Annotated in this window: 23 protein-coding genes and 1 tRNA gene; 12 read left to right on the top strand and 12 right to left on the bottom strand. The window is 34.5% G+C overall.

The window, feature by feature from the left end:
• Window positions 1–1,851: 1,851 nt before the first annotated feature.
• From NLM59_RS10045 to pncB, 4 genes are all read right to left on the bottom strand, one after another.
• Entirely contained in the window at window positions 1,852–2,019 is a 168-nt protein-coding gene (locus tag NLM59_RS10045; RefSeq protein WP_304417650.1) for a hypothetical protein, read from the bottom strand.
• 110 nt (window positions 2,020–2,129) lie between these two features.
• Complete coding sequence (gene tnpA, locus NLM59_RS10040) at window positions 2,130–2,606, bottom strand: IS200/IS605 family transposase (RefSeq protein WP_304417649.1); 477 nt, start codon at window positions 2,604–2,606, stop codon at window positions 2,130–2,132.
• A gap of 284 nt (window positions 2,607–2,890) precedes the next feature.
• Window positions 2,891–2,964: transfer RNA gene (locus tag NLM59_RS10035), tRNA-Met, on the bottom strand.
• Window positions 2,965–3,020: 56 nt separating this feature from the next.
• Window positions 3,021–4,205 carry a nicotinate phosphoribosyltransferase gene (gene pncB / locus NLM59_RS10030; RefSeq protein WP_304417648.1) on the bottom strand — a complete coding sequence of 395 codons (1,185 nt, stop codon included), beginning with the start codon at window positions 4,203–4,205 and terminating at the stop codon, window positions 3,021–3,023.
• Between the two features lie 76 nt (window positions 4,206–4,281).
• On the opposite strand from pncB, the gene pepE reads away from it, so the two are divergent.
• Together pepE and NLM59_RS10020 are read left to right on the top strand one after the other, a co-directional pair.
• Window positions 4,282–4,986 (top strand): dipeptidase PepE, encoded by a 705-nt coding sequence (gene pepE, locus NLM59_RS10025; RefSeq protein ID WP_304417647.1) that lies wholly within the window; start codon window positions 4,282–4,284, stop codon window positions 4,984–4,986.
• Window positions 4,987–5,094: 108 nt separating this feature from the next.
• Window positions 5,095–5,289, top strand: coding sequence for a PspC domain-containing protein (locus NLM59_RS10020; protein ID WP_304417646.1), 195 nt, complete (start codon window positions 5,095–5,097; stop codon window positions 5,287–5,289).
• On the opposite strand, the gene arsC is transcribed toward NLM59_RS10020, so the two are convergent.
• Entirely contained in the window at window positions 5,286–5,627 is a 342-nt protein-coding gene (arsC, locus tag NLM59_RS10015; protein WP_304417645.1) for an arsenate reductase (glutaredoxin), read from the bottom strand. The genes NLM59_RS10020 and arsC overlap by 4 nt on opposite strands.
• A 69-nt stretch (window positions 5,628–5,696) precedes the next feature.
• Between arsC and NLM59_RS10010 the strand changes: the two genes are divergently transcribed.
• Window positions 5,697–7,823 carry a S9 family peptidase gene (locus NLM59_RS10010; protein WP_304417644.1) on the top strand — a complete coding sequence of 709 codons (2,127 nt, stop codon included), beginning with the start codon at window positions 5,697–5,699 and terminating at the stop codon, window positions 7,821–7,823.
• Window positions 7,824–7,903: 80 nt separating this feature from the next.
• On the opposite strand, the gene NLM59_RS10005 is transcribed toward NLM59_RS10010, so the two are convergent.
• From NLM59_RS10005 to tpx, 3 genes are all read right to left on the bottom strand, one after another.
• Complete coding sequence (locus NLM59_RS10005; RefSeq protein ID WP_304417643.1) at window positions 7,904–8,533, bottom strand: L-threonylcarbamoyladenylate synthase; 630 nt, start codon at window positions 8,531–8,533, stop codon at window positions 7,904–7,906.
• A 189-nt stretch (window positions 8,534–8,722) separates the two neighbouring features.
• Window positions 8,723–10,087, bottom strand: a complete 1,365-nt coding sequence (locus NLM59_RS10000; RefSeq protein ID WP_304417642.1) for an exonuclease domain-containing protein — start codon at window positions 10,085–10,087, stop codon at window positions 8,723–8,725.
• 149 nt (window positions 10,088–10,236) lie between these two features.
• Entirely contained in the window at window positions 10,237–10,737 is a 501-nt protein-coding gene (gene tpx / locus NLM59_RS09995) for a thiol peroxidase (RefSeq protein ID WP_304417641.1), read from the bottom strand.
• Window positions 10,738–10,963: 226 nt separating this feature from the next.
• On the opposite strand from tpx, the gene NLM59_RS09990 reads away from it, so the two are divergent.
• From NLM59_RS09990 to NLM59_RS09960, 7 genes are all read left to right on the top strand, one after another.
• The gene (locus tag NLM59_RS09990) at window positions 10,964–11,149 is read left to right on the top strand and encodes a hypothetical protein (RefSeq protein WP_304417640.1); all 186 of its coding nucleotides are present in this window, start codon (window positions 10,964–10,966) and stop codon (window positions 11,147–11,149) included.
• Window positions 11,146–11,835, top strand: a complete 690-nt coding sequence (locus tag NLM59_RS09985) for an ABC transporter ATP-binding protein (RefSeq protein WP_304417639.1) — start codon at window positions 11,146–11,148, stop codon at window positions 11,833–11,835. The genes NLM59_RS09990 and NLM59_RS09985 overlap by 4 nt, the downstream gene beginning before the upstream one ends.
• On the top strand, window positions 11,836–13,068 hold the full coding sequence (locus tag NLM59_RS09980) for an ABC transporter permease (RefSeq protein ID WP_304417638.1): 1,233 nt from the start codon (window positions 11,836–11,838) through the stop codon (window positions 13,066–13,068). It abuts the gene before it with no gap.
• A gap of 39 nt (window positions 13,069–13,107) precedes the next feature.
• On the top strand, window positions 13,108–14,352 hold the full coding sequence (locus NLM59_RS09975; protein ID WP_304417637.1) for an ABC transporter permease: 1,245 nt from the start codon (window positions 13,108–13,110) through the stop codon (window positions 14,350–14,352).
• Between the two features lie 21 nt (window positions 14,353–14,373).
• Window positions 14,374–15,507, top strand: coding sequence for an efflux RND transporter periplasmic adaptor subunit (locus NLM59_RS09970; protein WP_304417636.1), 1,134 nt, complete (start codon window positions 14,374–14,376; stop codon window positions 15,505–15,507).
• 147 nt (window positions 15,508–15,654) lie between these two features.
• Window positions 15,655–16,194 (top strand): RNA polymerase sigma factor, encoded by a 540-nt coding sequence (locus NLM59_RS09965; RefSeq protein WP_304417635.1) that lies wholly within the window; start codon window positions 15,655–15,657, stop codon window positions 16,192–16,194.
• Window positions 16,195–16,224: 30 nt separating this feature from the next.
• Window positions 16,225–16,563, top strand: a complete 339-nt coding sequence (locus NLM59_RS09960) for a hypothetical protein (protein ID WP_304417634.1) — start codon at window positions 16,225–16,227, stop codon at window positions 16,561–16,563.
• Between the two features lie 112 nt (window positions 16,564–16,675).
• Here the strand turns inward: NLM59_RS09960 and NLM59_RS09955 are convergent, their stop codons facing one another.
• The 4 genes from NLM59_RS09955 to NLM59_RS09940 form a co-directional block, all read right to left on the bottom strand.
• Complete coding sequence (locus NLM59_RS09955; RefSeq protein WP_304417633.1) at window positions 16,676–19,276, bottom strand: adenosylcobalamin-dependent ribonucleoside-diphosphate reductase; 2,601 nt, start codon at window positions 19,274–19,276, stop codon at window positions 16,676–16,678.
• Window positions 19,277–19,692: 416 nt separating this feature from the next.
• Complete coding sequence (locus NLM59_RS09950; protein WP_304417632.1) at window positions 19,693–19,929, bottom strand: hypothetical protein; 237 nt, start codon at window positions 19,927–19,929, stop codon at window positions 19,693–19,695.
• A 170-nt stretch (window positions 19,930–20,099) separates the two neighbouring features.
• Entirely contained in the window at window positions 20,100–21,497 is a 1,398-nt protein-coding gene (locus NLM59_RS09945) for an MATE family efflux transporter (RefSeq protein ID WP_304417631.1), read from the bottom strand.
• A gap of 186 nt (window positions 21,498–21,683) precedes the next feature.
• Window positions 21,684–22,868 (bottom strand): sigma-54-dependent transcriptional regulator, encoded by a 1,185-nt coding sequence (locus NLM59_RS09940; RefSeq protein ID WP_304417630.1) that lies wholly within the window; start codon window positions 22,866–22,868, stop codon window positions 21,684–21,686.
• Window positions 22,869–23,013: 145 nt separating this feature from the next.
• Here NLM59_RS09940 and NLM59_RS09935 point away from each other — a divergent pair, with 145 nt between their 5' ends.
• Window positions 23,014–23,514, top strand: a complete 501-nt coding sequence (locus NLM59_RS09935) for a hypothetical protein (protein ID WP_304417629.1) — start codon at window positions 23,014–23,016, stop codon at window positions 23,512–23,514.
• A 117-nt stretch (window positions 23,515–23,631) separates the two neighbouring features.
• Window positions 23,632–24,072 (top strand): hypothetical protein, encoded by a 441-nt coding sequence (locus NLM59_RS09930; protein WP_304417628.1) that lies wholly within the window; start codon window positions 23,632–23,634, stop codon window positions 24,070–24,072.
• The last annotated feature ends 179 nt before the right edge of the window (window positions 24,073–24,251 follow it).

Raw genomic sequence — 24,251 nt, 5'->3', positions numbered from 1 at the left:
TAGCGTCGATTATTTTATAAATGTTTGAATCCTTCGGATTCATGATTAGCTACTTTAGATAAATATAGTGCGTCGATTTTCTATTTTATTTACTTCCCTAATCCCGTGGGGATTAAATGTTTATAATTTCCATAAATCATCATGGTTTTACGACCCCATCGGGGTCGAATAAACTTTTCACCTAATGATATAGCTATAGGCATTTGAATCCTTCGGATTCATTAATGCCAAACATGTTTTTATATGAATATTTGAACTTCGAATTCATAATTAGCTACCTTAGATAATTATAGGGAGTCAATTGTGTATTTTATTTACTTCCCTAATCCCGAAGGGATTCAATAATTATAATTTACTTAATTCGTAACGGGTTACGACCCCATCGGGGTCGAACATACTTTCCCCAATAATATCTTTGCTATAGACATTTGAATCCTTCGGATTCATTGTTGACTAGCATTATTTTTTCCTATAAGTGTTTGAATCCTTCGGATTCATTACTTGCTAATTGAAATATAAAAGATATCGGTTGTGTTTTTTATTTCCTATCCTAATCCCGAAGGGATTAAATGTTTATAATTCACATTATTCGTGACGGGTTACGACCCCATCGGGGTCGTATGTACTTTCCCGTATAACACGATTCTATAAGCATTTGAATCCTTCGGATTCATGGTTAAATAACATACTTTTTCCTTAGAAATGCGAATCATTCAAATTCTTGATTAACTATTTTAGAAAATTATAGGGCGTCGTTTATGTATTTTAATCCATCCTCTAATCCTGAAGGGATTATATATTTATAATTTTCATATTCCGAAATTGGTTTTTCGACCCCGTCGGGGTCGAATATTCTTCTCACCTAATGATTTAGCTATAGACATTTGAATCCTTCGGATTCATTAATGCCAAACATGTTTTTATATGAATATTTGAACTTCGAATTCATAATTAGCTACCTTAGATAATTATAGGGAGTCAATTGTGTATTTTATTTACTTCCCTAATCCCGAAGGGATTCAATAATTATAATTTACTTAATTCGTAACGGGTTACGACCCCATCGGGGTCGAACATACTTTCCCCAATAATATCTTTGCTATAGACATTTGAATCCTTCGGATTCATTGTTGACTAGCATTATTTTTTCCTATAAGTGTTTGAATCCTTCGGATTCATTACTTGCTAATTGAAATATAAAAGATATCGGTTGTGTTTTTTATTTCCTATCCTAATCCCGAAGGGATTAAATGTTTATAATTCACATTATTCGTGACGGGTTACGACCCCATCGGGGTCGAACATACTTTCCCCAATAATATCTTTGCTATAGACATTTGAATCCTTCGGATTCATTGTTGACTAGCATTATTTTTTCCTATAAGTGTTTGAATCCTTCGGATTCATTACTTGCTAATTGAAATATAAAAGATATCGGTTGTGTTTTTTATTTCCTATCCTAATCCCGAAGGGATTAAATGTTTATAATTCACATTATTCGTGACGGGTTACGACCCCATCGGGGTCGTATGTACTTTCCCATATAACACCATTCTATAAACATTTGAATCCTTCGGATTCATTATTGCCAAACATTTTCTTTTATTTTAATATCTGAACTTCGAATTCATAATTAGCTATAGGATTGGTTTAGGTTTTTAATTTCGTCCTCTAATCCCGAAGGGATTTAATGTTTATAACACCTATTCATCACCGTCGGATTACGACCCCGATGGGGTCGTATGTACTTTTCCGTATAACACGATTCTATAAGCATTTGAATCCTTCGGATTCATGGTTAAATTACATACTTTTTCTTTAGAAATGCGAATCATTCAAATTCTTGATTAGCTATTTTAGATAATTATAGGTTTGGTTTATGTATTTAAATCCATCCTCTAATCCTGAAGGGATTATATATTTATAATTTTCATATTCCGAAATTGGTCTTTCGACCCCGTCGGGGTCGAATTTCTTTAAATCGTTTTTTCTATAAGCGTTTGAATCCTTCGGATTCATAGCAGAATAGCTTCTTTTTCTTTAGACTTGTGAATCATTTAGAATTCGTAATTGACTTTCATCCATTTATTTATGAATCTCTGAAACTTGCAGAATTAAGTTGAATTGCTTTAATCAAACCTGTCTTCGATCCATTTAAATAAATACTCGTCCTTATACTCTACTTTAAACTTCACTAAGAAATCTTTGTATTCCTCTTTAAATGTTTTAGTTCTATGATGTTCTTTCTGATTGTTGATATACTTTATTACATTATCTAGGGCTGAATGAGAATAAGAAAATGCACCATATCCCTCTTGCCACTCAAACTTATATTTAGAAAAACCATTATCATTAATAAATAGGTTTGAACTCTTTTTGATTTCTCTCACTAAATCCGACAAACAACAAGAAGGTTTCATACCTATTAAAAAATGGATGTGATCTGGCATTCCATTTATAGCCAACATTTTTTGTCCCTTATTTTGAATGATTCCCGTTATGTATTTGAATAATTCTTCTTCCCAGTCGCTCTTAATTAAGCTATTTCTGCCTTTCACAGCAAAAACCACTTGAATATAAATTTGTGAAAATGTACCTACTCCCATAATGCTGTTGTTTTATAAAGTTCTTAGCCGATGCATCTACCTATTTATATGATAAAAGCTAAAGTTTTATTTCTAAGGTATTCAAAATTAGAAGCTTTAATGATATAAAGTTAATAATTAAATCATTACATATTGAGAAGTTTTTATAAAGGAAAGAGCTGAGTCCATAAATGTCAATCACAGTGATTACAATTCGAACGAAAGCATTATTAACATGAAGTGGTTGTAGGATTTATCGAAAACAAAAAAAACCTAACTGCATAAAGCAATTAGGTTTGTTTTTGTAGCGAAGACGGGAATTGAACCCGTGACCTCAGGGTTATGAATCCTGCGCTCTAACCATCTGAGCTACCTCGCCATTTCCCTCAAAAGGATTGCAAATATAAAACGAAAAAATTATTTAGCAAATAATTTTCACTCCTTTATTCGCAAAATTTCCTTCGCCAACGAAATCATCCTAGGATCTCCCGTATGCTTTCCTGGTTCGTCTGATAATTTAATCGTAGGAACCCATTCATTGTCAGAAGTTAATACCTCGGTCAACTTCATCACAATATTCATCGGACGCAAGCCAACATCATTTGTTAAATTTGTTCCAATTCCAAAAGAAATTCCAATTCTACCCTGAGTTGCCTTAGTTATTGACTCCACTTTCTCGGTATTTAAGCCATCTGAGAAGATGATATATTTATAAAGCGCATTTATTCCATGGTTTTTATAATGCTCAATCGTCTTGTTGGCAAATTCAATCGGATCTCCACTATCATGACGCACACCATCGAATAATTTAGCAAACTTGGTATCGAATTGCTTAAAGAAAACTTCTGTAGTATAGGTATCAGATAAAGCTACTCCCAAATCACCGCGATAAGCCTCTACCCAATGCTCTAATGCCATAGCATTCGACATTTTAAAGCCATATTCTGCCGCATGGAACATAAACCATTCGTGGGCATGTGTACCAATAGGTTTTGTATTGTATAGCATCGCCATATGAACATTAGATGATCCAGTAAAGTTATCTCCACTGTGTTTCATCAATGTTTTAACAATCAAACGATGTACATTGTAACTATGTCTTCTACGCGTTCCAAATTCTGCGAACTTAACGCCTAGTTTCTTATAATGTTCAACTTTTTGAATGGTATTTTCTACGATTTCCTCGTCTGTCCAACGCTCTTGCTCTGTAGCCACATAGTAGAACTCAGAAATTAAAGCCAATAAAGGAACTTCCCACAAAATGGTTCTATACCAGTATCCTTCCACCTCTACTTCTAAGTCGGTTCCGTTTTGGGTGATTTTTACTTCGGTTGGGTCATATCTATAACCTTCTAAAAAGTCGATATAGGTTGGAGGCAAATACGGACAAGTAACAGTTAAAAACTGTTTCTCATCTTTAGTAAGCTGCAGTTCAGCCATTTTATCCACCGCTGTTCTCAATACTTGGTCGAATCCAGGAGGAAACTTATGCTCGCCACGGTTGATGAATTTATATCTAGCTTTTCTATTAGGAAATAATTTAACCACCGCAGATTGCATGGTTATTTTATAAAAATCGTTGTCTAATATAGAATTGAATACTCTGTAATTGTCGGTCATTGAATTTAATTTATAGCAATTTAATTGTTTTTGGATAAATTTGAAAGCTATTCTAGGATATCTTTATCTTTGACCTATGAAGAATTTTATTTTAGCGAGTACATCTACGGTTTATGGCAGCGACTATTTAGCTTATTTGAAAGACGAGGTTGCAGACTTATTTCAAGGAGTTAATGAAATTGTTTTTGTTCCCTATGCACGTCCCTCAGGCGTTTCACATGACGAATACACCCAAGTTGCAAATAAGTTTTTTAATAGCATTGGAATTAAAGCAGTAGGTCTACACAGCTTTGATAATCCCAAAGAGGCTATTACCAATGCAAAAGGAATTTTCACTGGAGGTGGAAACACTTTTTTATTGCTAAAGACCTTATATGAATTAGATTTAGTAGAAGATCTGAGAAATCAAATTCTTGGAGGAACGCCATATTTAGGAACTTCAGCCGGAAGTAATATCGCAGGATTAAATATCAGAACGACCAACGATATGCCGATTGTTTATCCACCGAGTTTTGATGCGATGGGTATTATACCTTTTAATATTAATCCACATTTTTTAGATCCAGATCCAACTTCTAAACACAAAGGAGAAACCAGAGAAACGAGGATTTTAGAGTTTTTAACTCAGAATGATACTACGGTTATTGGTATAAGAGAAGGAAATTGGATTCGAGGAAAAGGAGATCAATTAACGATAGAAGGAAAATTAGAAACGAGAATTTTCCAAGCGAATAAGGAACCTTATGAAATCGCTCCAGGAACTGATTTATTAAAACTATAATTCAGTTTCAAAGATTTAACTTTTATAACTTGCTTTAGTTTTAAGAATAGCAACCGCTAATAGCAAGCTAAGTTGTAACATTGACATGCTTTTTGCTACATATAAAGCATGGAAACAACAAAGAAGTTATATCGTTCAGAAAATAAAGCTATCGCAGGGGTTTGTGCTGGCTTAGCAGAATACTTCAACATAGATGTTGCCTTATTCAGAATACTATATGTTGTAATATCTGTGCTAAGCGCAGCCTTTCCTGGTGCTTTGGTTTATATAATCATGTGGATTATTATGCCCAAAAGACCTTAAAGCACTTTTTCTATATCCTCAGTAGGACGAGCTACCACGGCTTTGTCTTTATTGACAACAATTGGGCGCTCAATCAATCTTGGGTTTTCAACCATCGCTTGAATAATTTGGTCATCAGAAAGCTCTAAATCTTTATAGTTTTCTTTCCAGATTGCTTCTTTGGTTCTCACCAATTCGATAGGTTTTATGTTTAGTTTTTGAATTACCTCTTTTAATTCATCTGCCGTAAACTCATCTTTAAGATATTGTATCACTTCAAACTCAAGGCCTTTATCCTCAAGATATTTTACTCCTTGTCTACTCTTACTACATCTAGGGTTATGGTAAATTTTAATCATAATTCTTGTATTAAAAAACTTATGTAAATTTAAGCCTTAAAATTCGGACTTAATAATAAATTTAAATAGATGAAATATTTCACAGTACTCGTTCTACTGGTCAGTCTACAATTCGGGATGGCGCAGGAGAAAAAAACACTCACCCTAGAAGATGCTACACTTGGCTATTGGAAAGGGCTTTATCCCGAAAATTTAAGTGGCCTACGTTGGGTTGAAGACGACAATTCGTATGCGTATAATGATGAAGATGCCATTGTATTCTTTGATCCTGTTTCGCTAAAAGAACAGAGACGAATTCGTTTAGCTGACTTACAAAAAGTATATCCACAGCTGAAACGTTTGCCACCGATGAAAAACTTAAACAAAGATGGTTTAACTTTTCAGGATAGAAACAACTATCAGTTTTATAATCAAAGCACCGGACAAAAACAGGTATTAAGTATTAATGAAAAAGCAGAAAATGCTGATTTTTCTAAAGATGCCAAAGCAGTTGCTTATACGCTAGACAATAATTTATACGTACATAAATTAAACGGAGCTGAGGTAGCCGTGACTAAGAATGAAAACAAAAACATTGTTTCAGGTCAGGCCATTCACCGTTCAGAATATGGTATTACCAAAGGTACTTTTTGGTCACCAAAAGGAAATTTATTGGCTTTTTATCAGAAAGACGAGAGAGATGTAAAGGAATATCCTTTGGTTGATGAAACTACTTATCCAGCTACAGCTATTCCGATTAAATACCCAATGGCAGGTTTAGGAAGTGAATATGGTGCTGTGGGAATCTATGATGTTTCAAAGAACAAAAGCATCCTGTTGAATATTGATACTTCAGACAATCATTATTTAACCAATTTAACTTGGACGCCAGATGAGAAGTATGTAATGTTAGCTGAAATCAATCGTGCTACAACTCATTATGACTTGAATTTATATGATGTAAAAACAGGAAACAAAGTAAGAACCATTATGTCAGAAACGAATCCAATTTGGGTGGAGCCTGAGCATGATGCAGTTTTCTTACCAAACTCAAATACCGAATTCATTTGGTTTAGCGAGAAAGATGGATTTATGAACCTTTACTTATATGATACTTCTGGTAAATTCAAAAAGCAATTGACCAACTTCAAATGGGTTGTTCATGAAGTTTTAGGTTTCGATAAAAACAACAAGCACGTATTTATTTCAGGAACTGGTAAGGATGCTAGAGAAACGCATACCTTTAAAGTTAATTTAAGAAACGGTAAATCTACACAACTTACAAGTCAGCCAGGAACACACCAATCTCAGTTAAGCCCAGATGGATATTACTTAATCGATAGATATAGCAGTATTAATGTTCCAGGCGAAACACAGATTATTGATACAAAAACTGGAAAGTTTAAAACGATTCAAACCTCTAAAAATCCTTTAGCGAATTACAATGTAGGAAAGCAAGAGTTTGTTGATATTAAAGCTGCAGATGGAACTAACTTACACGGTATCATCATGAAACCAGCTAATTTTGATCCGAACAAGAAATACCCAGTATTGGTTTATGTTTATGGTGGACCACACGCTCAATTGGTTACCAACTCATATTTAGGAGGAGCTTCTATGTGGTTACCTGCTTTTGCTAGTTTAAACGATTATATCGTATTTACTTTAGATAACAGAGGTTCTGCTCATAGAGGGTTTGCTTTCGAAAGTGGAATTCACAGAAGATTGGGTGATTTAGAAATCGAAGATCAATTAAAAGGTGTTGAATACTTGAAATCACTTCCTTATGTAGATGCTGATAGAATGGCGGTAAATGGATGGAGCTTTGGTGGATTTATGACTTCAAGCTTGATGTTACGTCACCCAGATGTATTTAAAGTAGGAGTTGCAGGTGGACCTGTAATTGACTGGAAATATTATGAAGTAATGTACGGCGAGCGCTATATGGACACGCCACAAGAGAATCCTGAAGGTTACGAGAAATCCAAGGTTTCTAATTACATCCAAAACTTGAAAGGTAAATTGTTGTTAATCACAGGTAGCGTTGACCCTGTGGTAGTTCCTCAGCATAGCATGAGCTTATTGAAAGCTGCTGTGGACAACAAAGTTCAAGTGGATTTCTTCTCTTATCCTACCCATGAACATAATGTAAGAGGTATGGATCGAGTTCATTTAATTGAAAAAATGGCGAATTATATTGTTGAGCACAACAAATAAAATTCAAATTAACTCCATAAAAAAAACGTCTCAAAGCTTTTAAACTTTGAGACGTTTTTGCTTTTTATTAGTAAAGCAAATTAAGCGAGAGCATCAACCTCTCCTTTCCCTTCTCTTAATACTTCGATGTCTCCGTTTCCAGAGCAAATATCAATGATTGATGAAGGTGTAATTCCACCAGGACCACTATCGATGATAATATCAACCAATTTATCATATTTACGAGCAATTAACTCTGGATCAACAAAGTATTCCTTGTCTTCTTCGTCATGTTTTAATGAAGTTGAAGCAATTGGACTATCCAATAATTTTACAATTTCGTAAGGAACTTTATGATCTGGAACTCTAATACCCACCGTATCGCGTGATTTATAATAACTCGGTAAAGAATTATTCGCATTCATTACGAATGTATAAGGACCAGGTAAGGCTCTTTTTAACATTCTAAAGGTTGTATTATCTATAGGTCTTGTAAAAGTTGAAAGGTGTGTCAAATCGTTACAAACTATAGAGAATTGAGATTTTTCTAAATCAACTCCTTTAATCTGCGCCAATCTTTTCATTGCTTTAGCATTAAAAATATCACATCCTAAACCGTAAACGGTGTCTGTTGGATAAATAATTACAGCTCCTTTCTTTAATGCTTCTACCACCTGCTCGATAGCCCTTTGATGAGGGTTATCCGGATGAATTCTCAAAATTTTTGCCATGTATATAAATTTAATAAACCAGTTAAATTCTTAATCCTGTCGAAATGAAAATCTAACTGGTTGCGTTCATAGTTTAAAGTTATTAAATCTTTATTGATTTCAACTATTAAGAAGTATAAAATATTATTAAAGTTGACTTTTATTGGATATCAAGCACATTTTTAGGCTCAAAAAAGTGGATATAACAGATTAGGCTAAGTCTTTTTCTGAAATTGACTGAACAGAAGTCAAAGAATGCATCAAAATTTTCTGCACATTCAAATTATCTTTTTCAGAAATAATAAAATCATCTATCTCGCTCGGGTGTACATTCAGATTTTTATCGATGAATCCATAGCCACAATATTTACCATGTTTAATTCTGATAAATGCATCCTCTTCTGAATTTCGACCTTTCTGTTTGATTACTCCATCGGGCAAGTCCTGCCTAACCTTTTGAATCGCCTCTTCTACCCTTTCATTATAGGTGTCTATGTTTTCTTCGCCTTTACAAATACCTTGGCAAGTATAAAATATAGAATCTTCGCAGGTGTCATTGTTTTCAATTAAATGACAGTATTTGGCGCATAGATTAAAGTCTGTGAGCAACTGCTCAATATAATGTCGAGCTTCTACAGGATTAAAGAAGTTCTTAATCGGGTTTACAGCATCTTTTAAGTTTTGTAAACCTAGGTGCTGGATACCTTTTCGATCGGTATAAGTGACTAAAGCCAATCCATTAATACGTTGCTTAGAGGCACGATTATATTTTGGGAAATTACGTTTAATTAAAGCATCTTCCATTAACAAAGCGATTAACTCAGTGCCTGATAATTCATACTCCACATGTGCGATTTCGCGAATCATGCTCACTTTCTTGGTCGTCTTTGTATAGAAATGACTTAGAACTCTTTTCTTAATGTTCTTAGCCTTGCCCACATAGATTAAATCTCTTTGTTCATTATAGAACTTATAAACTCCTGGATGACTAGGTAAAGCTTCAAATTCATCTTTATCTAAATGTGAAGGTATAGTTGCCTCCTTACTCCTTTGATTTAAAAAGGTAGCAATTGTTTTTTCAAAATCTGTTTGATTTTCTAATTCCTTAAATAGTTCGACGGTGGCCAAGGCATCGCCGTATGCTCGGTGTCGACTGTGATTAGAAATCCCTAAAGCACTGCAAATATTGCCTAAACTATAAGAGCGATGCCCAGGTAATAATTTTCGACTCAAGCGAACTGTACAAAGCTTAGGATATTTGAAACTATGCCCTATGTTTTCAAATTCAGCTTTCAGAATATTATAATCGAAGTTAACATTATGAGCCACAAAGACACAACCTTCTAAGGCTTCCTTTACATCCTCAGCTACTTCTTTAAAGCTAGGTTGATCCACCAGCATTTCTTGAGTAATTCCGGTGAGGGAAGTAATAAAACTTGGAATACTTCCGCCAGGATTGACTAAAGATTCATAAGAGTGAATGATTTTGCCATTTTCATACACAATTATGGCCACCTCGGTAATCCGATTGGCGCGTCCATTGGTTTCTAAATCGACGATGGCGTACTTATGCATTAAAAAATTAGCTTTGAAGGTTAGATGATGGTCAAATACTATTCCGAGTATGTTGGAATAAAGTCTAGAACCATTAAGTCCTTAAAAATATAAAAACCGGAACACTTTGCAGCATTCCGGTTAAAAATTAAAATTTAAAAAACAATAAGTTATGAAAAAGAATTAATAGCTGCTTCGTAATCTGGTTCTTCTGTAATTTCAGGAACTTGTTCTGCGTGAACCACTTTGTGATTCTCATCTAAAACAACTACGGCTCTACTGTGTAACCCTTTCATTGGGCCATCAGTAATAGTTACACCATAATCTTCACCGAATTTTCCTGTATTAAAATCAGATAACATTTCTACATTTTCAATTCCTTCGGCAGCACAAAAACGATTTTGAGCAAATGGTAAGTCTCTAGAGATACATAATACAGATGTATTATCCATTTGAGCTGCTTTTTCGTTAAAAGTTCTAACCGATTGAGCACAAACTCCTGTATCTACACTTGGGAAAATATTTAAAACTAATTTCTTTCCTTTGAAATCTTCTAGACTTTTAGTTCCTAATTCAGGTGTAGTTAATTCAAAATCTTTAGCTTCACTTCCTTTGCTAGGTAGACTTCCTGAAGTATGAATTTTATTTCCTTTTAATGTTATTTCTGACATGGTTATTTATTTGTATTTAATTGAATTCAATATTACAAAATTAAAGCTAGAGTTTGCGTTAAGGATATTATAAAATACACTTGAAATTCTTTGTTTCAATTGCTTAAAGTTTCTTTGAAAATTTTACTCAAAAGCACTCCTTGTCTTTATTCTATGATTTAGATTGAAAATTTGTAACGATTTTAATTTTCCATAGACATATATGTTAAACGATTAAAGCAGATTTATGAAATCATACGAGGTTAAAATGGTGAAAGTGATGTTTTCGCCTAAGAGTACAGAAAAGTTACGCCAAGAAACCGAAGATGAAATTAATAAGGGTGCTGCCATGGGTTGGAAGTTGTTTAAGGTTGATTTTGAATTTGCTTCTCAATCGGGCTATATCTATTCATATATTATATTCGAGAAATGATTTCAATTAAGGACTTAAATAAATCCTATAAAATGGGCAAAAACTCTCTTCATGTTTTGAAGGGAATCAACCTAGAAGTAGAAGAAGGAGAATTTGTTGCCATTATGGGATCATCTGGATCGGGAAAATCTACTTTGCTAAATATAATCGGAATGCTCGACACCCACGACACCGGCGTTTATGCTTTAGATGGGATTGTCATCGATAATTTAACAGAGAAGAAAGCTGCCGTTTATAGAAATAAATTTTTAGGTTTTATTTTTCAATCTTATAACTTAATTAATTTTAAGAACGTGGTTGAAAATGTTGCTCTACCACTCTATTATCAAAAAGTTAGTAGATCTAAGCGAAATGAAATTGCATTAAAATATCTAGAACGCGTTGGACTTTTACCTTGGGCGAAACATATGCCCAACGAATTATCGGGTGGACAAAAACAACGTGTCGCTATTGCAAGAGCCATGGCTTCTCAACCGAAATTATTATTAGCGGATGAGCCTACGGGAGCATTAGATAGCGTTACCTCGAGAGAAATCATGCAAATGATTCAAGAAATTAATGATGATGGTAAAACCATTTTGATGGTAACCCACGAGGATGATATTGCCAATATGTGCAAGAGAATCGTGAGACTGAAAGATGGTGTGATTATGGAGGATACAAAAATTAACCAAGTAAGAGCATAGATGTTTGATATAGACCGTTGGGCCGAAATTTGGGCTTCTGTTAGAAGTAATAAACTCAGAACATTCTTGTCTGGGCTTACCATTGCTTTGGCTTTATTTGTCTTCATTACTTTGTTCGGTTTGAGTAAAGGATTACAAAACGGCTTTGAGCGAGAGTTCTTTCCGCCAAACGTAAAAGCTTTATTTATTTCAACTTGGAAAACTACCAAACCATTTAAAGGTAAAAAGTCGGATCGAATGATTCAGCTTAAAATGGAAGATTATGAGTTGTTGAAAAAAGATTACTCAGACCGTGCTGATATTATTTTACCAAATTTAAACAAAGCAGTCACCGCAAGGAATTTCTCTGAATATGGAAGTTATTCCCTGGTTGGAACTACCTCTCAACAGAAGCAATTTAGTGAGAATGTTGTGATGAAAGGCCGTTATTTAGACGATGTTGATGGTGAACGATTAGAGAAAAATGTAGTGATTGGTCGCTTGGTAGAAAAAGATTTATTTAAATCTGGAACTGCTGTTGGTCAGCATATTCAATTAGGCGAAACTATGTTTAGGGTGATTGGCGTATTCTCAGATGAAGATGGAGATGATGAAGAGAGAATTATTTACATTCCTTTAGAAACCATGAACGTAATCTATGGAACCGATGAAATCAGTCGTATTACGGTGGTTCCTAAGAATGATTTGAGTCTAGATGAGGTAAGTAAAATGGCGGATGAAATCAGAGCTCAATTAAAGGTTAAGCATGATGTGCATCCGGATGATACCAGTGGAATTAATGTTTTTGACCCTAAAGAAAGTTTAGAAACTACGAATATGTTCTTTTTCATATTCACGATTCTAGTTTTCATAATTGGTGTGGGAAGTTTAATTGCCGGTATTGTTAGTATTGGTAATATGATGGTATTCAGCGTAAAGGAGAGAACTAAGGAAATTGGTATTCGAAAGGCTTTAGGAGCAAAACCATCTAATATTGTAGGCTTAATTCTACAAGAATCCATTATGGTGACTTTCTTATTCGGGTTTATTGGAATTCTTTTAGCTGTTTTATTAACAGAATCTATTCAGGATAGTTTGGTAGACTATCTAATATATGAACCAAGTGTTGAGCCAAGCAGGATTGTTTTGGCCACTTTAGTCTTATTTTTCTCGGGTATGTTAGCTGGTTTTATTCCTGCCCGTAGAGCCTCGAGAATTAAGCCTATTGAAGCATTAAACGAAGGTGAAAATTAATATGAATTACATGTTTAACGATAACGATACTTTTCCCTTATGCTGATTTTTAAAAGAGATACTTGGTCAGAGATTTACCATGCTTTAGATAAAAATAAGGCACGTACACTTATCACTATGATCGGTGTGGCGTGGGGAATGTTGTTGTTTGTATTTCTGTTAGGTTTAGTAAACGGAATGCGCAATGGATTTGATCGTGATTTAAAAGGGACTTCTACCAATAGTTTATTTGTTTGGACACAGCAAACCAGTATTCCCTATGCAGGATTTGGACGAGGAAGAACTTTTAATATGAAGGTTAGCGATGTAGACGCCATCAAAAAGGAATTTCCTGAAGTTAAGATTATTGTACCTAGAAATAGACGAAATACAACCGTGGTTCACGGAACTCAATACAAGAGTTATAGCGTTTATGGTGATTTCCCGGAGCAGAATAAAATGTTTGTGAAGAAGATTATTCATGGACGATTTATTACTCCAGATGACATGAGAAATGAGTCTAAAGTAGTGGTGATTGGAGATGGCGTTGTAGAAGATTTATACACTAAAGGCGAACAGGTTATTGGCAGTCAAGTTAAGATGAACAACGTAGCCTTTACGGTGGTTGGAATCTATGAAGGTCAAGAAAGAAGTTTTGAAGGAAGTAGGTCGATCTTCTCCCCTTTCACGACTTTTCAGAAATTGTTTAATGAAGGTGAAAATGTTGGCTTTGTAGCTATTAATATAGATGACGAAAGTGATATTAAAAAGGCTGAAGAAAACATTAAAAACTTTCTAAAGACTCGTCACAACGTATCTCCAGATGATACCCAAGCCTTTGGTTCTTTTAACCTAGGAGAAATGTTTGGGAAAATATTCAACTTTATGAAAGGCCTAGAATTCCTAACCGTTGTGGTTGGTTTTCTTACCCTTTTAGCGGGTGTAATTGCGGTAAGTTCAATTTTATTAATTACCGTTAAAGAGCGTACTAAAGAGTTTGGAATTAGAAGAGCTTTAGGAGCAAAACCCAATCAAATTATTGGTCAGATTTTGCTTGAGAGTTCTGTGATTACTTTCTTTTCAGGTTTAATAGGAATTATTTTAGGAACGCTGGTTTTAATGAGCGTTAACAATTTTGTGGAAAACAGCGAAGACAATAATATTCCACTTGTCAACAGTTCAATCGACATATATATATTATCAGGTGCATTTTTATTGGTGTTGATTATGGCGCTGCTAGCCGGATTCATTCCAGCGATGAGAGCGATTGCTATTAAACCCATTGATGCCCTTAGAGAAGAATAAATTAAAAGAAAAACATTGCATATGAACGCAAAAAAAATAATACTGATTGTTGTCCTCCTAGCTTTAGCATTGCTAGGTGCTTGGGCTTTTTTCTATAATAACAAGAAAAGCGCGCAGGAGAATGTTACTTTCGAAACGACCAAGTTATTTAGAGCTGATATTAAGAAGACGGTCGTGGCTACAGGTGAAGTTAAACCACGTGAGACCATCGAAATCAAACCTAATATCTCTGGAGTAATTAGCAGACTTGCTGTTGAGGAAGGTTCTAACGTAGAGAATGGAGAATTGATTGCACAAATTAAGGTGATTCCTAATGTAGGGAGCTTGAACAATGCAAAACAAATGATTAATTCGGCTCAAATTACCGTTCAAAATGAAACTAGGAATTTTAACCGCCAGAAATCCTTGTATGATCAAGGTGTAATATCTAAAGCAGAATATGAGTCGGCTTTGGCTACTTTCAATATTGCGAAACAAAACTTGAGAAATGCACAAAACGACTACAAGGTTGCGCAATCTGGAATTGCACCAGGTTTAGAGAAATATGCTACCACACAGATTAGATCTACCATTAAAGGTATGGTTTTGAGTATTCCGGTGGAGATTGGAGATAACGTTCAGGAGATTAACAACTTTAGTGTGGGAACTACTATTGCTACCGTAGCGAATATCGATGATATGATTTTTGAAGGAAAAGTGGATGAGGCTGATGTGGGGAAATTAAAAGAAGGCATGGAAATCGAAATTATGATTGGTGCTCTTCCCAATGAAACTTTCACAGGGGTTCTAGACTTTATTTCACCTGCAGGTGTTGAGGAAAACGGTGTCGTTCAATTTGAAATTAAAGCTAGCGTTAACTTAGAATCTGAATCTTTTGTAAGAGCTGGATATAGCGCAAACGCAGAAATCGTTACCGAAAATCAGAAAAACGTATTAGCCTTAAAAGAAGGTGATATTCAATACGATGATGACGGAACTCCTTATGTTGAGGTTAAGAAGGGTGAAGAATGGGAACGTAAAAATATTAGATTAGGAACTGGTGACGGAATTAACATAGCTGTTTTAGGTGGGGTTTCAGAATCTGATGAAATTAAGGTATTCAATACAGATTTAAAGGAATCAGAAGATAAAGGTTCTAGACCACGAAGAAGATAATTTTGATGAATATCAAGTTTACATAATTAGAATTTATAAGGGTAGTCTTAAACTAAAGCTGCCCTTTTTTATGCCTAAAAATACTTTTTAATTAAATTTTGGGTTAAACCTTATAAGAATTATAATGTCAAAGGAGATATAAGTTGCATGGAAATTTCGGATCAAGAAATATTAGAATTAATCAAGACTGATGCAAACGCGGGTTTTAAGTTGTTACTGAAACAATATCAGCAACCTGTTTATTTCCATATCCGTCAAATGCTTTATAACCACGACGACGCCGATGATGTAACTCAAAATGTTTTTATTAAAGTCTATAAGAACATCGCTAACTTCAAAGGTGAGTCTAAGTTATTTACCTGGATTTATAGAATTGCCACGAACGAGGCGTTGAATTTCCTACAACAAAAAGCTAGAAAGAATAATATTCCATATGAGGATGTGGCTTATGAAATGAGCCAAAACCTAGAAGCTGATGTACATTATGATGGCGATGAAATTATGCTTAAATTAGAAAAAGCAGTAGCGCAGTTGCCAGAGAAGCAAAGATTGGTTTTCCAAATGAAGTATTTTGAGGAAATGAAGTATCAAGATATTGCAGAAATCACAAATACTTCAGTAGGATCATTGAAGGCTTCTTATCATCATGCAGTTAAAAAAGTAGAAGAATTTCTGTTACCCGATTAAACCTTTTAGTATTTAAAGCATCTAATTAGTATGAGACCAAGTTTACCACATAATAAATTTAAAACTCCTGAAAATTATTTTGAGGATTTAGAGAATAAGATTTTAGCTGAAACCATTGAGGCTAATTCTACTAAAGTTATTCCGATCTATCAGAAGAATTGGTTTAAAGTTGCTGTTTCTACAGCCGCAGCGGTGTTGTTGATTGTTGGATTTTGGTTTATGAGTCAATCTCCTAATGTTAGTGCAGAAGATCAAATTTATGCACAAGAAACGGTTTATGAGGTTTACTTTGAAGATGATTTAGACGAAACATATATATTAGAAGAAGAACCCGTATTAGTTGAGTTCGTTGGACTCAGCAATCCCTAATAAACATTATTATTGGTCATAATAATTATTTTTTTTTGTTTATATAGAAAGTCGCATTCATGATCCATGAATGCGACTTCTTATTTATAGTTAAATCCTAATGTGTTCTAAATTATCCACACTTGCTGTGTCCACAGCTTTTGCAATTTAAGCAACCTTCTTCGTAGATCAATCCGTTTGGATCACCACAGCTTGGACATTTTTTGTCTGCCGCAACAGTTCCGTCTGGGATATATCTCTTTAAGGCTCTTGCTACACCGTTCTTCCAAGTATTGATATTATCATCGTATAGACTTAAATCTGATACAAGGTCAACAATATAGTTGATAGGCATTCCGTGTCTTAATACTCCTGAAATCAATTTAGCATAGTTCCAGAATTCTTTGTTAAATGAACGACTTAAACCTTCAATCGTAGTGCGATATCCTTCTTTGTCAATAAACTGGAAATCATATCTATTCTCTCCGTTTTCGATTTTATTCTTAATTACCCAACCTTCCTCTACGAATGGCGGTAAATTGAATGAATCCTCTAATCTACCGGTAAAGATTTCATAAGGTCTTCCGTCTATCTTACCAACAACTGCCATCCATTTCTCGTAATCATTTTGGAAACGAATCACGTCTGCTTGTAATTTCTTAGGACGCTTAGGAGCGCTAGTTACACCAAAGCTCTTAGAGAAGTTAGATAATGCTTTTTCGTCAGCTTCTTGCATTTCTGCTTCTGTCTTTTCTTTCTTATCATCAGAAGAAACTAAAACTCCACTTCTACTTCCGTCGCGGTAAACAGTGATTCCTTTTAATCCTTTCTTCCAAGATTCAATATAGATTTGAGCTACTTTGTCAACCTCAATATCTTCTGGCAAGTTGATAGTTGAACTAATACTATGAGTTACATATTTTTGAACCAAAGCTTGTAATTCAACTCTCTTAATCCAATCGATTTCTGGAGCTGTTGAACCTGCGTATGGACTTAAATTAATATCAGTTTCACCTGTTACTTTCATCCATTCGTTTAATTTTGGATGGAATACGTCGAATTCTTCCCAAGAATCTCCCATATCATCAACGAAAGTAACTTTTGCATCATCTGCTGCACTATTAATCTTTCTACGACGCTTGTATCCTAGCATAAATACAGGCTCAATTCCAGAAGAAGTTTGTGCTAACATACTCAAAGTTCCTGTTGGAGCAACCGTAGAAATAGAGATATTTCTTCTTCCGTTTTCCATCATTCTCTTGTAGATAGCTGGGAATTCTTTCTCCATCATTTGTACGAACTCAGAAGTTTTTTCTACTTCAGGATCGAAGTTTCCGAAAGCTCCTCTTTGAATCGCCATATCGATAGAAGAATCAAATTCTGCCTCGAATTTCGTGCGCATAATCTCATCTACTGCATTTAATGCTTCTGTAGAATCAATTGCATGACCAAGAGCTGCAACACAGTCTGCCAATGCAGTAAATCCTAATCCAGTTCTACGACCAATTTTTCCTGTATTATATAATAATTCCCAAGTAGCTAATTCGCTTGCTTTAATATGGTCTGGCTCTGGATCGCTTTTAATTTTATCCATGATGCGCTCGATATGACCTAATTCTAGCTCAACCAAGTCATCCATCAATCTTTGAGATTCATAAGCAACCTCGTAAAATTTCTTTTTATTGAATGTAGCTTTATCCGTGAATGGATTGTCAACAAAACTATATAAGTTAAGTGCAATTAATCGACAGCTGTCTCCACCTTGCATTGCAATCTCCGAACATGGATTGGTAGAAGCATTCTCGAATCCTGGATAAACTGATGAGGTTGAATACCAATGTTGTCTATCCCAGAAAATTAAACCTGGCTCGGCAGTTTTGTGTGCACAAGAAATAATGGTTTCCCAAAGATCTTTTGCTTTAATCGTTTTAACGTACTTAGCCTCGTCAATTGGAGCATCGATTGGCCAACGGTGTGTATATTCTTTATCTTCTACTACCGCCTTCATAAACTCATCTGAAAGACGTACAGATATGTTAGCTCCCGTAACTTTAGATAAATCTTGTTTAATAGTTACAAAATCTTCTACATCTGGGTGAGCAATGTCAATAGTTAACATTAAAGCTCCTCTTCTACCGTTCTGTGCAACTTCTCTTGTAGTATCAGAGAAACGGTGCATAAAAGAAACTGCACCTGTAGTACTACCCGCCGCATTAGAAACCTTTGCGTTTGCTGGTCTTAATCCTGAAATATCTACCCCAACGCCACATCTTCTTTTGAACAACTGTACCAATTGTTGATCTGTGTGCATAATTCCACCATATGAATCATATGTAGATGGTACCACAACACAGTTAGATAAAGATGCAATCATATGTGGATGTCCCAAAGCAGACATTACACTACCTTGTGGGATTACATATTTGAAATCTTTAAATAAACCGAAAATATCCTCCTCTGTTAATTTGCTTCTGGTTTTACCATATTCAGATAAGTTTTCATGTGAAGTATCATTACCAAACTTATCTTCTATTTCAGCAAATTCACGCGCCATTCTATGGTGCATGTCTTCGGGTGTAGTTTCTTCGTATAAACCATCCTCGTTTTTAACGGCATACTTTTTCATCCAAGTTGTAGCAGCCATTTCATCACCATTAAAATACTTTAATGCTTTTCTAAGTACTTGTTCGTACTTATAGGTCTTGTTTTTTTCGAGGGTCAGGGACGGTGTCATTGAAAAATATTTTTTTTGAGTTAATTAAATTTTTATTTTTTTTTAATCGTCTCCAAAACTACCTAAATAGAAAATGATATTCAAGAGAAACGACTTATACTTATAAACATAGACTTGTTAGAAACAAAATTTAAGTCAATTTTTACCAATAGGTTTTTAATTGATTAACAGTGATTTAAATTATGCCAAAGCTATGTTTACTTTAAGTGTATTTAAGAAATCCGATTTGGATATTTAACAAATTGAAAAAGCAAGAGCGGCCTTCTTTAAAAATAAAAAAATCAGAAGTCCATTTTTATTTTTGTTTTAAAAAAGAAAAAATATTTCCATTACTGAAAATATTTTTCTTTTTATTCGATGTCGTTTGATTTAAATCGAACGAACTTATTTAATTTTTAATATGAAATCAATCAATATTAAACACCATATTCATCATCTCCTTCATAAGCTTCAATTTCTTTTTCAAAGAAATCAAAAGCTTCTTCCATTAAGTTTTTAACTGTGTTTTCTAAATCTTCCTCATCCTCAACGTCGTCAAACCATTCAACTTCGTCGGTGTTTACGTTTAACAAGAAGCGTGGAAATTCTGTGTGCAATACAAATGCATCATCTACGTCAGAATTATCGGCTAATAAGAATCTTGGTAATTCCATGTTTAATATTTTATGTGATTTAAATCAAATTTAAGACCTTAGGTTCAAATTAACAACTTAATATTAGTTAAAATATACTTAAGCCTAATAATGAGTAACTAAGAAATAAGAAACCTATTAATTAATTGTATTTCAAATAATTAAACACATAGATTAATTTAAAAACAGATTTATAAATCTAGCTTAAGTTTCTCTTCTTTTGCTCTAATCAGGAAGTTAGTTTTATAAATATATCTCAGGACTAACAAGACTGCCGAAATGGTCAGCCCAATCCCTAAAGCAATCCACATTCCCATAGCGCCCATATCTCTTTCAATGGTTAAATAATAACCTAATGGCATAGCGATCAAAAAATACGCAAACATGGTAATCACGGTTGGAATATTCACGTCTTGCATACCTCTTAGCGCCCCTAATAAAACAACTTGAATTCCATCAGATAATTGAAATAATGCCGCCACAATCAATAATTGAGCTGCAATCACAATCACATCCGCGTTATCTATATATAAGGTAGGAAGCTGATGACGGAATAAGATTAAAATAATACCAGCAAGAGTCATAAAGGCGGCTACCATCATAAAGGCAGACCATCCCGCTCTTTTCATCGTATGAAAATCTCTTAAACCTAGCTGATTCCCTACTCTTACGGTGGCAGCAATCGCAATACCAGTACATAACATAAAGGATATAGAAGCCAAGTTTAAAGCAATTTGGTGAGCTGCCAAATCGTCTTTACCTGCCATTCCTACTATAAAAGCTGCTCCTGCAAAGGCTCCCACTTCAAAAAACATTTGTAACGAGGTTGGAATCCCCAATTGAATTAGTTTTCTGAAAATCACCTTTTGGAAATTCTTAAACTTTATCATGCTTAAGTAAGTTCTTGATTTCGGGTGGAACCACATTGCTGATAACAAGGTAAACACCATCAAAATTCGTGAAATTAAAGTTCCATAAGCAGCACCTTCTACTTCTAACCTTGGCATCCCGAAGTTTCCGAAAATCAACCCATAGTTAAAGAAAATGTTCAATAAATTGGCTATAATCGTTGCTACAGCTACTACTAAAGTTAAAGATAAACCTTCGGATAACTGTCTAAACGACTGAAATATCATTAACGGAATCATGGAATAGCCAACAATTTCTAAATACGGCAATGCAGCGTCTACAACATCTGTGGGTTGCCCCATTTGATACATTAAAGGCGAAACCAGCAGTAAAACCGTTATAAGAAGAACGGTAATAATCATGTTTAAAACCAATCCATGCGACAAAATAGCTGAACCTCTTTTTAAATTATTTTTAGCATCTGCTTGCGCAATCAAAGGAGACATCGCGAAAGAAAATCCCATGGCCGCAACCATAATCATAAAAAACAAAGCGTTTCCTAAAGAAACCGCTCCCAAGGCAACCTTACCAATTTCTGGATTTTGTATATGATCATGCTTTCCACCTAAAGCTCCAACCATCACATTATCTGCAACATTCACAAGAATTTGCCCAGCTTGCGTTAGCATTACGGGCCATGCAAGTATGAAATTTTTACGCAAGTGTTCCTTTATCGTCATGGCGCGAAATTAATTAGTTTTAAAAATTTAAGATGATTTCAATAATAGATAAACTTAATATCTCCTACGACTAAATCATGAGTCGTAGCTTATATCATTGAATATCAAATCTTAATAAGAAATAAATTTAATGAAAAAATAAAATTGCATTCAATAAATCATTGAATGCAATTTCATAATGTGAAATTATTTTATAACGAATGAGGCTACATCTTTCTTTGTAACAGGATTTTCTCCTAAGATGATTAACCTCTCTACCACGTTACGTAGTTCTCTAATGTTACCAGTCCAAGACTGAGCCTTAAGCGCTTCGATAGCATCTTTACTGAATTCTTTCTTCGCCTCACCATGACCTATGGCAATCTTTTCAGCAAAATATTCTACTAGACTTTCGATGTCTTCTTTTCTTTCATCCAATCCCGGAACCTTGATTAAGATAACAGCCAATCTGTGGTAAAGGTCTTCTCTAAAGTTACCTTCTTCAATTTCTTTGGCTAAATCTTTATTGGTAGCGGCTAATACCCTAACATCTACATTGATTTCTTTATCTCCACCCACGCGAGTAATTTTACCCTCTTGTAAAGCTCTTAAAACTTTAGCTTGCGCAGATAGACTCATATCACCAATCTCATCTAAGAAAATAGTTCCCTTATTAGCTAATTCAAATTTACCAGCTTTGTCTTTGTGAGCTCCGGTAAATGAACCTTTCATGTGTCCAAACAGCTCACTTTCAATTAATTCAGATGGAATCGCTGCACAGTTCACCTCAATCATCGGCATCTTGTTGCGATCACTTTTCTCGTGAATATGATGTGCCACTAGCTCTTTACCAGTACCGTTAGGTCCTGTAATCAAAACACGTGCTTCTGTTGAAGCTACTTTATTGATCATTTCTCTGATCTCATTAAGCGCATCAGAATTACCAATCATTTCATATTTCTCGCTTACTTTTCGCTTAAGGGCTTTGTTTTCGTCTTTAAGCGTGCGATTTTGTTTGATTAAAGATTTTCTATCTAAAGCAATTCTTACACTATTCAGTAGTCTATTTAAATCTGGTGGCTTAGAAATGTAGTCGTAGGCACCTTTTTTAATACAATCCACTGCTGTTTCTATATCACCATGACCAGAAATCATTAAAAAAGGTAAATCTGGATTTATATTTAATGCTAATTGTAATACTTCTAAACCATCTTTTTTAGGCATTTTAATATCACAAATAACTAAATCGTAATCTTTCTTTTTAATTAATTCTAACCCTTCTTCACCATCACCCGCCTCTTCTACTTTAAAGGTTTTATCCTCATCTGTTAGTATGTCTCTCAACACATTACGGATAGCTGGTTCATCTTCGATGATTAATATATTTGGCATAGTATTCTAATATTAAGTTGCAAAGATAAGCTTATTGCAAAACATTGACGCGTGAAATTAATAAATGAATACTTGAGATAAAAATAAATATTGTATCAAATGCAAATTATATGTACATTTGCACGAAATTAAAATTAATTAAACTATGAAAAAGGTATTTTTAACATTAGGAGTTGTAGGTTTATTATTCACAACATCTTGTAAAGAAGAAAACAAAGACATAACTGTTGAAGAAACTACAGTTGTTGAAGAGTCTAACGAAGTAGCAGAAGCTGCTGAGGCTGCATTAGTTGATGCACAAGCTGAAGTTGAAGCTGCACAAGCTAAATTAGATGCTGCTATTGAAGCAGGAGAGCAAGATGCTATCGATGCTGCACAAGCTGAATTAGACGCTGCAAACGCTTCTTACGAAAATGCAAAATCTTCTATTGAAAAATTAGGTGAAGATATCGAAGCAACTATTGACAACACTGTTGATGGAGCTGCTAACACTATCGAGTCTGTAAAAGACGGAGCTGAAAATGCTGCTAATGACGCAAAAGAAGGTGCTGAAGATGCAGCTAATGCAGTTAAAGAAGGTGCTGAAAACACAGCTAACGCTGTAAAAGACGGTGCTAAGAAATTAGAAGACGCTATTACTAAGTAATTAGATCAATAAATTTTTAATATGAAAGTCTCGCAATAGCGAGACTTTTTTTATATCCCTACTTTCGGGTTGTGCTTTTGATAATATTTAATATCTTTATTTTAAATAAGAAATATTATGCGAGAGGAAATTTTGAACACCATCGTTCAGCATCAACAACAATTAGTAGATAATTTACATAAGGCTTTAGAAACCTATGAAACTACTACTGATTTAGATGAAGAATCTACGATAGATTTGGACGATCAATCTCATCAGGCCAATGCACAGGAGCTAAAATTGGAGATGAATCAGAAGTTACAAATGGAGCAAAATGATTTGAAACATATCAAATCATTAAGACTAAGAGAATCATCGGAGGTACAAAATGGTGCGGTGATAGAAACTGAAGAAGCCGTGTATTTTATTGGGTTTACCTTCGCTCCTATTAAAACTGATAATAAAACAATCTTTGGTGTATCACTAGAAGCTCCAGTTTTTATGAACAACGAAGGCAAAAAGAAAGGTGATAAACTTGTTTTAGGCGATAAAGAACAAAAGATTTTAAATATTTATTAAAATTTTAAATACTAATTAGCTTAACCATCTGAAATAGATGGTTTTTTTATTTCTAATTGTTTCTCAGCTATTTATTGATAAGTAAATAGTTCTTAATAATTAACTGATCTGTTCCTTAAAATAAATATTCTTTAATTATATTAGCTTTTCATTAACATTTGGCACATACTTTGGCTTTT

This window comes from Profundicola chukchiensis (genome assembly GCF_029664245.1).
In the GTDB taxonomy this organism is placed as follows: domain Bacteria; phylum Bacteroidota; class Bacteroidia; order Flavobacteriales; family Weeksellaceae; genus Profundicola; species Profundicola chukchiensis.
This window is presented reverse-complemented; position numbering and strand designations above follow the sequence as displayed.